At 40.9% G+C, this 14,777-nt stretch carries 12 protein-coding genes; 7 read left to right on the top strand and 5 right to left on the bottom strand.

What is annotated here, in order from left to right:
• Positions 1–12: 12 nt before the first annotated feature.
• The gene (locus B3E92_RS17425) at positions 13–738 is read right to left on the bottom strand and encodes a CPBP family intramembrane glutamic endopeptidase (protein ID WP_286897682.1); all 726 of its coding nucleotides are present in this window, start codon (positions 736–738) and stop codon (positions 13–15) included.
• Between the two features lie 507 nt (positions 739–1,245).
• Between B3E92_RS17425 and B3E92_RS17420 the strand changes: the two genes are divergently transcribed.
• Complete coding sequence (locus B3E92_RS17420) at positions 1,246–2,349, top strand: PAS domain-containing sensor histidine kinase (RefSeq protein ID WP_286897680.1); 1,104 nt, start codon at positions 1,246–1,248, stop codon at positions 2,347–2,349.
• Here the strand turns inward: B3E92_RS17420 and B3E92_RS17415 are convergent.
• Positions 2,338–3,585: an arsenic transporter gene (locus tag B3E92_RS17415; RefSeq protein ID WP_286897678.1), complete on the bottom strand. Its 1,248-nt coding sequence runs from the start codon at positions 3,583–3,585 to the stop codon at positions 2,338–2,340. The two genes, B3E92_RS17420 and B3E92_RS17415, sit on opposite strands and share 12 nt — an antisense overlap.
• A 409-nt stretch (positions 3,586–3,994) precedes the next feature.
• Between B3E92_RS17415 and B3E92_RS17410 the strand changes: the two genes are divergently transcribed.
• Both B3E92_RS17410 and B3E92_RS17405 read left to right on the top strand, forming a co-directional pair.
• On the top strand, positions 3,995–4,357 hold the full coding sequence (locus B3E92_RS17410; protein ID WP_286897676.1) for a response regulator: 363 nt from the start codon (positions 3,995–3,997) through the stop codon (positions 4,355–4,357).
• 124 nt (positions 4,358–4,481) lie between these two features.
• Positions 4,482–4,823 (top strand): hypothetical protein, encoded by a 342-nt coding sequence (locus tag B3E92_RS17405; RefSeq protein ID WP_286897674.1) that lies wholly within the window; start codon positions 4,482–4,484, stop codon positions 4,821–4,823.
• Positions 4,824–5,642: 819 nt separating this feature from the next.
• Here B3E92_RS17405 and B3E92_RS17400 read toward each other — a convergent pair.
• The gene (locus B3E92_RS17400) at positions 5,643–5,891 is read right to left on the bottom strand and encodes a helix-turn-helix domain-containing protein (protein WP_286897672.1); all 249 of its coding nucleotides are present in this window, start codon (positions 5,889–5,891) and stop codon (positions 5,643–5,645) included.
• Positions 5,892–6,902: 1,011 nt separating this feature from the next.
• Between B3E92_RS17400 and B3E92_RS17395 the strand changes: the two genes are divergently transcribed.
• From B3E92_RS17395 to B3E92_RS17380, 4 genes are read left to right on the top strand one after another with little or no spacing between them, the layout of a single operon-like run.
• Positions 6,903–7,274: a hypothetical protein gene (locus B3E92_RS17395; RefSeq protein ID WP_286897670.1), complete on the top strand. Its 372-nt coding sequence runs from the start codon at positions 6,903–6,905 to the stop codon at positions 7,272–7,274.
• A gap of 18 nt (positions 7,275–7,292) precedes the next feature.
• Positions 7,293–8,675 carry a TlpA family protein disulfide reductase gene (locus B3E92_RS17390; protein ID WP_286897669.1) on the top strand — a complete coding sequence of 461 codons (1,383 nt, stop codon included), beginning with the start codon at positions 7,293–7,295 and terminating at the stop codon, positions 8,673–8,675.
• A 2-nt stretch (positions 8,676–8,677) separates the two neighbouring features.
• Positions 8,678–11,896, top strand: coding sequence for a SusC/RagA family TonB-linked outer membrane protein (locus B3E92_RS17385; RefSeq protein WP_286897667.1), 3,219 nt, complete (start codon positions 8,678–8,680; stop codon positions 11,894–11,896).
• 34 nt (positions 11,897–11,930) lie between these two features.
• On the top strand, positions 11,931–13,277 hold the full coding sequence (locus tag B3E92_RS17380; protein WP_286897666.1) for a RagB/SusD family nutrient uptake outer membrane protein: 1,347 nt from the start codon (positions 11,931–11,933) through the stop codon (positions 13,275–13,277).
• A gap of 71 nt (positions 13,278–13,348) precedes the next feature.
• Here B3E92_RS17380 and B3E92_RS17375 read toward each other — a convergent pair whose 3' ends face one another.
• Both B3E92_RS17375 and B3E92_RS17370 read right to left on the bottom strand, forming a co-directional pair.
• Positions 13,349–13,825, bottom strand: coding sequence for a hypothetical protein (locus tag B3E92_RS17375; protein ID WP_286897664.1), 477 nt, complete (start codon positions 13,823–13,825; stop codon positions 13,349–13,351).
• Between the two features lie 47 nt (positions 13,826–13,872).
• Positions 13,873–14,487 (bottom strand): MauE/DoxX family redox-associated membrane protein, encoded by a 615-nt coding sequence (locus tag B3E92_RS17370; protein WP_286897662.1) that lies wholly within the window; start codon positions 14,485–14,487, stop codon positions 13,873–13,875.
• Positions 14,488–14,777 lie beyond the last annotated feature (290 nt).

The raw sequence follows: 14,777 nt of genomic DNA, 5'->3' as shown, positions 1-14,777 counted from the left end.
ATAGTAGAATAGCTAGTTGTCGCTTTTTTTTAGGATTAGTGTGTGCTTGTTTATTGCTAAGCGCTGCCTATTCCTCTTTTTATAAACTATGGTAAATACGATAGCAAAGGCAATGGTAGATCCCCTCAATATGTTCGCGTAAACACCTCCTAACGATGTATTGTCAAAGTCGAACAAAATCCAGGTCAAGTTCATCAGCGTATGCGTCCATATCGGAACCCATAAGTTATAATTCCATTCCGCAAAAAGCCAGGCAAAAAAGACTGCTCCCAGAAATGTGAGCATAAAAATGCCCATCATCCTGTTGATATCTTGGCTCTGATATAAATGCCCGGAAGCAAATAGGACTGCACCAAAAAATATCGCTGGAATAAAACCCAGTTTTGTCTTTCGGAATAACTGGCCAAAAAGAAAACCCCTGAAATATAATTCTTCCATAAAACCGGCGATAACTGTTTGTGCAATCAAGGTCTGCATACTGACCTCCTTATTCAGACCGAATATAAAAAGACCTCCAGCCAGCATGGGCGACACAAAAAGAAGACTTAATGTTATTCCGGTCGCAAAATTGCCAGAAAGGCCCAGACTTTTAAATACTCGTTCGCGCTTGCTGAGGACGTAAGTTCCTAGAAAAATAGGTACTCCGATGATGAAATAAGTAAGTATATAGCTCAATAACCCTTGCCGGGTAAGTGTATCGAGTTCTCTTTTGATGGGGCCGAAAAATAAAAACAGCATATAATAAAGAGAGAAGCTTATTAAAACAACAAGTATTACGCTTAACGTTGGGCCGGTTTTCATAACATGGAGATTAGTTTTTTACACGATAGCAAATAAACATCTTGTGATAGCTTATTTTTAAATTTGGTCAGTAACAATCAATGTCTCAAATATAAAACATTGATTGTTATATAGCAATTATTCATCATTGTGCATTAAGCCGCTTTCGGGACTATGTGCTTTGCAAATACTACAATGACTAGATGACCGAATGTTTATTTTAATACAAACGATCTCAATTTCAAGCTGTTCTAGCTAATAAGACAGAATTTCGTTTCTGCTGATTGTTAAGGATGGCTGAATGGGGGATTCAGCCTCCTTTAACACCAATGTTTTGCTGATAAAATAGCTCACAGAATTCCCAAGTTTTATAGGATAACCCAAGATGTAAAAATGATAATGCTAATATTATTATAATACGTATATTTACCTTGTTGACAAACACTTTTAAACCCAATCAATTGTATGATTAACTTGCACGGTACGGATTCTACCTTTACAGTATCCCAAAAGCATCTCGCGCAAGCGCTCGCACAGGCACGTATGGGCTTCTGGGAAGTTAGCCTACTGGAAAAAAATTACATGTCCTGTACGGATCAATGCAAAAGAAATTTTGGTTGGGATATAGCAAGGGAATTTAGCTATAGTGATTTGTTGGGCTGTATTGTGGATGAAGACCGGGAGGCAATGCAGGCGAGTGTCGCGAGGTCTATTGAACTACAGATACCCTATATTGCGCAGTATCGTGTAAGGCATGGTGATGATAGCATCCATTGGATTGAGGCACGTGGATGGGTTACTTATGACGAGAATGGCTGCCCGCAGGTCATTGCGGGAACGACGCTTGATATTACAGAGAAGAAGGAGCTGGAAATTTTACGCGATGAAATGTTGAGCATCGCCATGCATGAAATTAAGACACCGCTATCATCCGTAAAAGGAACCCTGCAGCTTCTGAACAGGCAGTTGACAGCGCAAGAAAATGCTTTGTCAAATAAACTCGTAGAAAATGCGCTTAAAGCCACTGACCGTATTAATCGTCTTCTCAATGAGATGGTAGCCCCCGTGATGGTAATGGCCAAAGGAATCGAACTCGATAAATCCACGATAGATTTGACCCAGCTTATCCTTGAAATAAGCCAAAATGCTGCGCTCATATTTCCCGAAAGTGAGCTGCACTTACATTTGCCCGATGATACCGTATTTCTGGACGCGGACGGTTATCGAATCGGACAGGTAATTACCAACCTGATCAATAATGCTATTAAATATAGTGATAAAAGATCACCCATACACATCACGATGACAGCAGATCAGCATGAAATATCCGTACTGATAAGCGACCTTGGGATGGGAATAAAGCCTGAGGATAGAAAAAAAGTATTTGAGAAGTTTTATCGCTCCAATGGACACAATCATATCGAAGGTTTCGGTATCGGGCTTTTTCTATGCGCCGATATCATATTGCGCCATGGTGGTCAGATCCATGTGCTCGATAAAGAGGGGCCGGGCACCGATATCGCTTTTACCCTTCCATTAAATAATACCGCTAATCATTTAAATTATTAGGGCAAGTAAAGCGACTAGTAGGGCGGGAATCATAATGATCAGTCCCAATTTGAGGAACCTCCACGCGCTGATATCGTAGCCATGGCGCCTAAGTTCTTTGAGCCATAAGATTGTTGCCAGTGATCCCGTAACGGACAAGTTCGGACCGAGATCTACACCAATTAGTATGGCGCTCCTAACAATATCGGGCAGGTGGATCTGAGATAGCGCAGTTCCCGCAATCAGACCGGCGGGCAGGTTGTTGATCACATTGCTGCCGATGCCTATAACGATTCCTGCCAACCACGTTGTTTTTCCCGGTGCCGCTTCCGCACTGGCAGACAGTTGTTGCGCCAGCATACCGATCAAACCTGTTTGCTGTACAGCTTCAACCAGGACAAATAGTCCGGCTACCAGGGGAATGACAGACCATGAAATATGACGGAAAAAGGTAATAGGATTTTTTCTTTCGGCGATTGACACCAATAATGCCGTGCTGACACCGGCAATCGCGGTCGGAACGCCGAGATCCCATTTTTTAGCCGAAGCCAGCATTAACAGCGATGAAGTGATGACAATGCCTGCCAGCACCATTTTGCCGCCACGAGGGAGCCGTTCTATAGCCATATCAGACCGCAAAGTAGGAGCTAAGTTATTTTTCTGGGTCAAATAGAGTATCAGAAAGGTGACCCCGATGGAAAGTATGGAGGGTAGCGTATAACGTGCAAGCCAGCTCGCCAAGGATGGCATATGATCGCCATAGATCACCAGATTGGCAGGATTGGATATAGGCAGTACGAAGGATGCTGCATTGGCAATAAATGCGCAGATGAGCAGGTAGGGCAACGGGTTTTTCACTTTTGCCTTTGATGCTGCCACTGCTACAGCTGGCGTGAGCACAACTGCCGTCGCATCGTTTGACATAAAGATCGTAACGACGGTCCCGACCAGGTAAATAAGCACAAAAAGTTTCGTCGTCGAACCCGCGGAAAGTTTGATGGCATGGGAGGTGAGCCAGTCAAACAGACCCTCGCGTCGCGCCGACTCCGCCAAACTCATCATTCCTATTAAGAAGAGGTAAACATCAAGCCCCTTGCCGATACCTGTCCAGGCGGCTTGGAATGAGATCAGGCCGAAGAGTAATAATAGGATGGCACCAATGGTAGCCCAAATGGCTTCCTGGATCTTAAATGGCCGTATGATAACCCCCGCAGTAGCAAATGCCGCGATGAGGAAAATGTAAAAATTGGAACTCATTCTTTATGTGGTCATAAAATAATCAAAACTATAACAGTTCGAATGGTGTTATTCACCTGATCTTACGTTAAAATTGATTATTTCAAAAAGCGGGCTACACGCAGTAGCCCGCTTTTAATTTTTCATGGAAATATACGTAATAATAAGAAACTAAAATTGTACTAAAGAAAAACTGTTACACTTTTAAAATGAAAGAATTAGTGAATATTAAAGCGACAGGACGAGTTGTAAAAGCTGATAGAGCTAAATTGTATTAGCACGGTGTAATACTTTTGATTGTTTGACCATATTTTTTTATAAATTGCCTATTTTGTGCTAACAGGCCATAGTTAGAGGAAAGGATAGGTGTTTTAGAGCGATGGACTAGCAAAGTCATATTAATAAAGCAGTAAATTGAGCCAACATATTCATGAAGAGGAAAATAATTATTTGCGAGGACGATACACTTATATTAGATGTGTTAGGGCTTGCATTAGCGAACGAAAACCAGGAGGTCATATCCGTTGCCCATAGCCCGGAACTCATGGCTACGATAGACGAAAGACAACCTGACCTGTTGATTGTGGATCTACAGATGCCATGGCTGGACGGAGACGACATTGTGCGGCAACTCAAGGCATCCGAAAAATACAGCTCAATAAAAGTGATTATGATGTCGGCGAGCCTTCAAGGCAAAGCGATAGCTGATGCTTGTGGGGCCGACGCTTTCTTGGCCAAACCATTTGAACTGGATGAACTTGAATATTTAGTGGATAAATTCCGCACGATCTGATTTTTGGTGTAGAATTTTTAACTAAATACCATAATTCGTCATTGGTACAGCTGGGTTCAAAGTCAGTCAGGGAAGGCGGGGTCTGAATTTTATTCTTACCTTTAGCACTATTAAGATATTAAGGATGATTCAATTTTTCGCTGCATCGGGTAATGAGGCACTCTTCGATTTGCTTCAGCAATCCACTGATCGCACCGCAATTTATACAGGTGAGGATTTAAATATCAAGTTTGCAAACGATGCAATGCTTAAGATATGGAATAAAGATGAATCCATTCAAGATAGATCTTTGGCGGATGTATTTCCTGAGCTAAGAGGACGGGCCACCTTTGATATGCTCCGTGCCAGCTGGTATTCGGGAAATATAGTTGAGGTTTGCAATGTATCTTCAACGACGACAGTGAATGGTAAAACGACCACTTTGTATTATGATTACAAATATAAACCAGTTGCCGATAATGCCTGACATTCTTCGGCTTTGCGTTGTGGGGCTTTTTATAACTACTGTTCATCTGAAGAGCGCATTGCGGACAAAATAGGGTGAACAGTTATTGTCAATAAACTGTGTGTAAATCTTTTTAGACCAATTTCACGCATATCTGATATTTCATAATAATAGATGCCTATTTTGTCGCCGACTTTTAAATCGTCGATGGTATGCTCCGTTTTAAGACTATTCGACCCGTATATTTCTAATACATAGGGGTAATTTTTTATTTTAAGATATCTATATTGGCCATAATTATAATATAGTAATTTATTTTATTAAGAAAGCATTTTTTCTTTTCCTCACTGTACCTGCCAGGTTCTTCCGTTTATTTGATAGAGCAAAATAAAATTATAGATGTTATCACCAATTTAGAGAAGCGAGATCCTTTATTATAACTGCGAAAATTAATATCATCAGCGTACAAAAGAAAAGATGTCCCATGAGGAACATTGTCCGCTTTTTTCTGGGATCTTCTTTACCTTTATAGGCCTTCCAACTGTAATATAATCCAAGTGGGGCTAAAACTAAAGTAATGAGATATGGTATTGCTACGAGAGCTTCATAAACTACTTTAAAATTCTCATTTACTGATCTCAATAACGTTACTGTGAGCATTGAAATTAGCAATCCTATTCCATAAAATCTGAATATTTTTATTGATTTTTTTAGGTACTGCGGTTTCGCCACTTCAGACATATAATTTCGTTTTTGTTAAGCTCTATAAAAATCGAGATGCACAGTGCTTTAAGTCACTCGAGGTTTCTAATTTATTCAATTTTGATGCTGTTATGCGAACTAGATATTGACAGGCTTTTCAGGCATAAAATCCTTTAGGCTACATTCTAATCCTGCTGCCAGTTTATTTAACTGATCGTAGGTGTACATACTTGGAGAGTTTTCTATCTCAATCTGGCCTATATATCCTGAAGTTACTCCAAGCATTTTAGCAAGTTTCGCTTGACTGACTTCTTTCACATTCCTTATTTCTCTAACCAATTTCACAATTTCCCACTCGATTTTAGTTTTCGGTATTTTTTCACCCATAATTTTTTAAAATTATTTGCATAGCTATAGCTAAGTGATTATATTTGCTTAGTGATAGCTAAGTTTTAATTTACTATCTGATTTTTTATTGATGCCTTTAATTATTGGGCATCGAGTTAACTTGAAAATATTAAGTGTTTTATGCACTTTGATATTATTGACGAGTCTCCAACTTTCCACTTGGTACCTGGGAAGGAGGCGGTAAGGTTAGCTCATTACCTGCGAATATCGTATCTTTGCATACGCGCGGGAATGAGCCTTGCTGAGTAGCCGCTTCCGGGTACCACCTTAAGCTTGCTTAAGGCCTAGCTAACGCTTTCGGGCTTTAGCGAAAGAGTGGAGAAAGGCAAGGTTTCATTCCTTCGTTATTTTTGGAACTCGTTCACATAAAACCAAAATGATTATGAGAACGAACAGTACAAACACCATCCATCACCCGCAATCGATCCAAGTAAGATTGACTAGGTATTCCCGCAAATCACTTTTAAAGAACATATTCCGCGCACCCGAATAGGATATGCTCAAAAACAGGCTGTAAAGAGCAATAAAAAGGGGAGGTCTTAACTTTCCTTAAAATGAAAAGAAATCTGAACCCAGTTCAGTTTATTTTCCTTCTTTATACGCCTGTCACCGACCAATACATTTATATAATTGCATTAAAAGGTAATATTGGCCAATGTTACAGCTTGATTTAATATTTGCACCTTAAAATTAAGCAAATTTTCGTTGAGTCCAAACTTTTTACCCGTGGTTTTTATTGCAATCCAATAGTTGTGGTAGGTCGGTATTTATTTCTTTCCGGCAGGGAGCGCCATAATTAACCCTAATTTATGCTTTGAAATTGTATCAGGGCGCTTTTCGGACTTTTAATCTTATTTGTCCATTTGGCATAGTTCTCTTTTGACCTATGCAATGACAAGCCTTTTTAAAGCGAAAAAATCGCGAAGGGGGATGCTATGCCTTTACCTGAGCGAGCATCCAAAGGTTTGTCATGCTTGATGAAACTAAATTATGAACCAAAAATCAAACAATCTGCTACCCTTTGAGATAGCATGTTATGAAATATACGACAATGGATACGATCCATTAAATACCATTCGGGAGTTCTGGTCCCAACATACTATCAACGACTGTCAGGAAAGCCTTTGTCTGCTCTTTGAAGGCTATCGAAATGTAGTAAAGGAAGATGCTGCCTACGTAAAGCAGATGCATACCTTTTCGATGAAAGTGTGCCGTGTGCTGATCGCTTATTTCCTGGTGCACTTTCGTAAGATCGGCATCGATGCGGTGCCATTCGCCTTTGCTGAATCTGCAGAGGCTATTTCGGCCGATCTGGAAGCCAAGCAAAGGATCCACAGTTTCTTTAATAGAATTGCTGAATAATACCTAATCCATAAGCAGATGATAAAAACATCAAAATCATTCACTGCCTTATTGGATAAGGTAGTCAATATTCCAGTTATACAGATTACATTTCTTGTAATCTTGTTCCTCTTAGTTTCTATGTTTAGTTTATCGGCTCAGACGCCCCGCAAGGACAGCGGGGCCGATGGGCTCAATGGACTAACCGTACTCAATCCAGGTGAGCCTATTCCTGATGCTGTCCGGAAAATACCATTGGAACTTAATTATTTTGATGGCAAGAAAAAGACGGTAAAGCTAGCTGATTTCAAAGGCAAAGTGATTGTCCTTGATTTCTGGTCTACGGGCTGTAAAGCCTGTATCGAGGGAATTCCTAAAATGGAGCTGATCCAGGATCGGTTCAAAAAGGATATGGTCATCCTGATGGTCAATAGCAAACGCAATAAGGATACCCCACAGCGGATCAAGACTCGATTCCAAAAATATAGGGAGGATTTTAATTACGTTCCTAAATTAGGCTCCATATTGGACGACACCATGTTTACTACACTTTTTGAACACAATACCTTGCCAACTACTGTTGTGATCAACTCCAAAGGTGAGTTTGTAGCCACGACTAATGCAAACAACTTGACAGATGGTAATATTGAAGCCTGGCTCAAGGGGGCGAAGGGAAATATCAAAAATAAAGGAATCTATCATAACACAGGTGGAGAAGGAAGAGGAGGCGGTGGATCATTATTTGATACAACAAGCACTTATTATTATTCAGCATTTGCTAAACAAAGGGATAATTTTTTGGATGATTATCCAAATACAGTTTATAGGGACGGCACAACTTACTTGCGGATCGGAAACCAAACCTTGAGTTTTATGCTAACCTATGCGTTCCCATTGGAGATGAAGGGCTACAGTGTTAGAAAGGCATACTATGCGCCCGGATTGGGAATAGACTTTAAGCTCAAACTGATCCGCAATCGGTATTGGTACGAATATTTTAATCGGGATTCTGTGACCAAAAAGGAGATTCGGGATGTCTATAGAAAAGATTTTGTCCACTTTTTTAAAATTGCCGTAGAAAGGAGAAAAGATACAGTCGAGTGCTACAAAGTATCTTATACACCTGCATTTGAAAAATTAAAGACAAAACACAGTGTGGTCATATCGAAAGCGAGCTCGCCCGATAATGAATCTTATGCGCAAAAGATACCGATCTATAGTATTCTGTCAGGCCTGTCTTATGCTTTTGAAGTACCTATCGAAATCGATCAGTCGGAGATGACCCGGGTCGACATAACAATTCCCGCTGGTTTTATCTACCGAACCGAGAAGGAAAAGCTAGACTTTTTTAAGAACAAAGGCATTATACTGACGAGGACAAAGGCTTTTAAAGAATTTCCGTACATCTATCTCACCAAATAATCATGAGAGCATTTTGGTTGACATTGCTCTGCAGTGTGTGTTTCCTGTTGGGCAAGGCCCAGCAGGAGCAACGGATAGTGATACAGGGTGTCATTATAGATAAGGATGCACAGCATACCATCGCCGGTATTACTGTTCGTTCAAAAATGGATAATAGTAAAACTAAAACCGACCAAGAAGGCAGATTTAGCCTGACAGGAATGAATCGGAAAGACTCGGTAATCGTCTCAGGTGTCGGTTACACAACCGTCACAGTTTCGGTAGATTATTTCTTTCAGAAGGAACCGCTATCGATAAAGCATTCGGATCAATATCTTGATGTAGTCGAAGTGAATACGGGCTATCAGACCCTTAAGCCCAATGAAGTAACTGGCGCGGTAGGTATGATAACCGAAGATATGTTGAAGCAGCAGACGGGTACCAATATTATGCAGCGCCTGAACAATATGGTACCAGCGGTACGGTTTGACAATCAGCCCATCCAAAACCCGATCATTCAAAAGTTGAATGTGTCTATCCGTGGCTTGAGTACAATAAATGGACAAATGGACCCCTTGATCGTGTTGGATGGTTTTATCTATGAGGGTAATATCGGCAACATCGACCCGAACTCCGTTGAATCGGTATCTATATTAAAAGATGCGGCAGCAGCAGCTATCTGGGGTGCCCGGGCTGGTAACGGTGTCATTGTACTTACGAGCAAAAAAGGGAAACTAGGGACTAATGAACGGTCGAGAATATCGTTTAACAGCACCTTTTTGTTCAATCAAAAGTCTGACCTGACACAGTTATACCGACTTTCAAATCAGGATTTTATTGGGGTGGAAAAAATGCTCTTTGACAAGGGATATTATAATGTTTTCCTCAACAGCGTAGGCTATGCTGCTATGACACCAGTAATTGATATCCTGGATAAAAGAAAAAAGGAGCTGATCAGTTCGCTTGATTCTGCCAAACTCATCAATAATCTATTGTTGCAGGATGGCTTAAAAAACTATGCTGATGCATTTTATGAACGTCCATTTACACAGCAGTATAATCTGAATATTTCTGGCGGCGGGGCCAAGCATGCTTATGGTTTTGCGACAGGCTATACAACGGACAAGTCACAGTTGAATGACAGAAATAGGAAGATCAATCTCTTGTTTTCGAATACTTTCAAACCGATCAGTAAACTGCAGATTGACTTCGCAATGAATTATACCAATGCTTTATCCAAGTCGGGAAGACCTGATCTTACCGGTCTGACCTACAATGGGAAATCGGTTCCGTACCTGCAATTTGTGGATGATGAGGGGCATGAAATCCCATTTGAGAGGGATTACCGGCAACTCTATGTAGATCAGAAATACAATACCGGATTTTTGGACTGGTCTTATTATCCAATGTCGGAGTATAAATACAGCAATACGGCTTCAAAGCTAACGGAGCTATACGCTACCTTTGGTTTGGCTTATCAGGTAAAATCATTTTTAAAACTTAGCCTTTCGGGTCAATATCAATTGCAGTCTATAAAGGGAGAAACCCGCAGTACCTTGGAAAGCTATGACGCGAGATCAACGATAAATAAATATATTCAGATAGATGGCAATGGAAAGCTGACTTATCCTGTACCTCAATCGGGTCTATTAAGAAATTCGCTGACTGACGGACAGTCTTATACGATCCGTGGACAGGGAAATGTTGATAAGCGTTTTGGGGCATACCACATCGTGGGAATCCTAGGTGCGGAAATCAGGGAAAATAGTCAGAAAGGCAATTCATTTACCGCCTATGGATACAATGATCTGCCTTTGGCTTATGCTCCAGTAGATTATGTGACCTTATTCAAGACTAATCCTGATGATCTGTATCAGAATATACTCGGTGCACCTGATTTCTCGAAGACGGTCAATAGATACATATCTACCTTTGCCAATTTTTCAACTATTTGGAAGGAAAAATATGCTCTATCCGCTTCGCTCAGACAGGATGGAGCAAATATATTCGGTGCTTTGACCAACGACAAGTGGTCGCCCTTGTGGTCGGTTGGCGGTTTCTGGGAATTGGGTAAAGAGCAGTTTATGAAGAGAAGCTGGATAGATATGCTGAAGCTGAGAGCAACTTATGGTTACAGTGGAAATGTAGATGTTTCAAAAACACCACAACCCGTTGCCAATGTGCAGACGGATTCGTACACGAAATATCGGATCCTCAATATTTCCAAACTCAATGACCCGTCATTACGCTGGGAAAAAGTAGGTACGATAAATTTTGGTTTGGATTATAGCTTGTTGAATGGTCGTATTAATGGTGCTGTAGATTACTATGTAAAATCGGGTAAGGATCTATACGGTTCTACAGAATATGATTACACGACTTGGGGAGCAAGTAATGTGATCACGAAGAATGTAGCGTCTATGAAAGGTAAGGGGCTCGATATCAGTATCACTTCAAAGAATACATTGACAGGGGTAAAATGGGATACGCGGTTAAATCTCAGTACAAATTCCAACAAGACAACTGCTTACTATCAATCCTTGAATCAGGGCGTATTGAGTTTTCTAGGAAACGGCAACAAAATAACTCCGCTTGTCGGTATGCCGCTGAATGCGATCGCCGCCTACCGTTGGGCAGGACTGAACGAGCAGGGGATAGCTCAGGGGTATGTCAATGGAGAAAAGAGTACAGATTATTCGAAAATCCGGTCGGCTTCCGTGGAAACATCCACTAGCGATGGAAGTATCCGTTTCTTTGGTTCCGCCAAGCCACAGGTGTTTGGAAATTTGATCAACAGTTTTTCATGGCATGAATTCTCCCTCGGCTTCAATGTAAGTTTCAAGGCAGACTATTATTTCTTAAAACCTGCAACTTCTTATTTTAACCTGTTCCAAAGCGGAAATGCTTATCCGGATTTTGAAAATAGGTGGCAAAAAGAAGGGGATGAGCTGCACACTAATACGCCAAAAATGTCGTACCCGCTCGTTTCGTCTGCAGATGCATTTTATACGCAATCGGAAATACATGTTTTGAAGGGAGATCATATACGGCTCGAATACGTTAATTTCTCCTGGCAGAAGGCATTTGATCAAAAGGGCAATAAAACGAATGTAAGACTATATGGAAACTTTGCCAACCTAGGTATATTATGGCGAAGTAACAGGCAGAAAATCGACCCTGAATATCCTTATCGACTATCCCCGCCTAAGGTGTTCTCGATCGGAGTCCAGGTAGATTATTAACAGAGCTGTATTTACCTATTTTAATATTTAAAACATGAAAAAGATAATTATAATCATATTGTTATGTCCTTTGCTCTTGTTGTCATGCAACAAGTATCTGGATATACAGTCCAATAATAGATTGGTCGTACCCAACAGCCTTGAAGATTTACAGGGGCTGTTGGATAACTCCAAAAACATGAATCTAAACTATTGTGGACTTGGCGAGCGCTCTTCTGATAATGTGTATATACCCCTAGAGAACCTAAATACCCTTGCGGTTGAATCAAAAGAACAATATCTATGGAAGGAAACAGTGTACAACTATGCCAACGACTGGTCTGCCATGTATACAACCGTTTATAATGCGAATTTGGTATTAGAGAAAATAGAGGACATTCAAAGAGATAGCGGCAATGTGCTCGATTGGGACCGTATCAAGGGGTCTGCATTATTGTTTCGTTCGGCGGCATACCTTAGTCTTTTATGGACTCATTCAAAAGCCTTCGACACGAATACCGCGAAAACTGACCTTGGTATTGTTTTAAGAGAGACGTCGGATTTTAACGTCAAGTCGGTGCGCTCCTCTGTGGAACAAGGGTATAACCAAGTGCTCGCCGATCTGCATGCTGCCGAACCATTACTGCCGACAGAAGCAACACATGCGATGCGCCCCAGTAAACTGGCTGTTTACGGCTTATTGGCGAGAACTTATCTTTCGATGTGCAATTATAAGCAGGCGCTCGTATATGCCAATGCCTATCTCAACATAAAGCACGAACTAATGAACTACAATGACCAAAGGGATGTAAAAGCTTCGGCAAATTATCCCTTCACGATTTTTAATAGGGAGACAGCCTTTTTTACCCAATTGCGATCGTCGACGGTTACAGCTGCTTATTCTAGTATCGATACGCTTTTATATCGGGCATATGATACTAATGATTTACGGAAGCAGCTGTTTTTTAAGATCACTAAAGGTATTATAAATTTTAAAGGGCAGTATACTGGTGCACTTGCCCTATTTGGAGGGATCGCGACAGACGAGATTTATCTCACTAGAGCTGAATGTCTGGCAAGAGAAGGGAAGTTAGATGCAGCGCTGGCTGATCTTAATCTATTACTGGAAAAACGCTATAAAACGGGAACATTTATGCCAATCAACGTGATGAATGCTACAAGTCTACTGGATACAATCTTATTGGAACGGCGTAAAGAGTTAGTCTACAGAGGACTGCGCTGGATGGACATTAAGAGACTCAATCTTGAAGGTCGCGAAATCCATTTGATCCGGCATGGTGAAGACGGACAAGTAGAACTCAAACCAAATGACAACCGCTATGCTATTGCTTTGCCTGACGATATTATCAGGATAACAGAGATGCCACAGAACCCACGCTAAAAAATATAGGCGGCTTACCCTAGCAAGCCGCCTAAATTACTATCAATTTACCGATTGCACCAATTCTCGCCCTATAACGTTCTATTTATAGGATCAAATTGTGTTGCATTGGAACCTGGTGCTTCACTAGGTAAATAACCATTTCCTTCTGCTGCCTCGATGCCCTCAATCTGAACTTTGGAATCATCCAACGTGCTACCGCTTACATCAGAAGCATCAACTTCAAGGGCACAGGCCGCTTCTTGCGCTTCATCACAGCTCTGACCATTTGGCGAAGTCGTCCAATTTGATTCATCTTCCACTTCCGATTTATTCGTCGGATCACCATGGAAGTAAAGCATCACGCTGGCAAACGATTTGCCGGATAATTTTTCAACAGCTTTTGCGCCATTGAAACATACTGCGAAGGCTATCGCTAACATCATGTAGCCTTTACGATTGAAGATACTAGTCATATGACTATCCTCCTTTCTGTACAGCAGACCGCTAATATTTTTCTTTTTTAAATACTTCTTGGTCTGCGACAATTTGTGTTTATAATTTACCATAGCTTTTTTCTGAAACTACGGTCTGGTTTTCCTATGCTGTAGCCGAATTACTGTAACCCCTCTACAAGCTCGTTCGGGAACGGGGCGCCCTGCATGGGGTAGTCGAATGCATTCTTCGACTTTCCTTTCAACAGCACTTGGACATGACCAATGACGATAACAATAAAAAGTAGGAGGAACAGATTTATTCTGTTTTTATAGCGGTTATTTTGAATACGTTTAGCTGTTTTATTTGATGTTTTTCTGCTGAGAAAAAGCCCTGCGAGGGTTAGGATAAATAACAGCGCGTTTATCCAGAGGTGTGTGATCCGATTGACGTTGGTCAAAAAGCTGCTGCACATGCAAGGCGCATTTTTTAATATGCCGAATACACCCAAGGCGATATAGATACTGAAAATAAGAATCAAAAGAAGGGATACTGACCAACCTAGGCGTTCCAGTTTCTTATGCGGCATAAAAAGTAAGACGGCCAAAGAAATTTCCAACAGTGGCATCAACCAGGAAAGGACAGGCGCAAAGGAGCCAATAAGCGGTTGATGAACCAGTGAGAGCTCAAATGCATCATGGATCCATATTTTGTCCATGCCAACATAGAGCCAGAATAAGATAATTCCGCATCTTAATAGTTGATAAGTCCAATGGTATATTTTATCTCTTTTCATGTTATTAACGATTTATCTGCCGCGACTATTTTCTTGCCCGCTCTTAATTCCGTTTTCCGCGATCATCTTATACCAAAGTTCGCCAGTAAAAAGCAGGAGAACTTGACTGAATCTGGAGAGTAGTATATACAGGTTTGGAATAATGAAAGGGTATAGCAATAAAAAGAAGCTGTCTCAAATTTATTGAGGCAGCTTTTTTATTAAATATGGCTATGCGATAGATTTGTGAGTTGTTTGTTGATTATTTCACAGAACTGTTCATTTGGGAAGAAAAAGAACAAAAAGTAGCT

Origin of the sequence: Sphingobacterium sp. UBA6317 (assembly GCF_002440385.1) — a bacterium.
In the GTDB taxonomy this organism is placed as follows: Bacteria; Bacteroidota; Bacteroidia; order Sphingobacteriales; family Sphingobacteriaceae; genus Sphingobacterium; species Sphingobacterium multivorum.
Note: the sequence above shows the minus strand (reverse complement) of the source record. Positions and strands in the feature narration are given on the sequence as shown.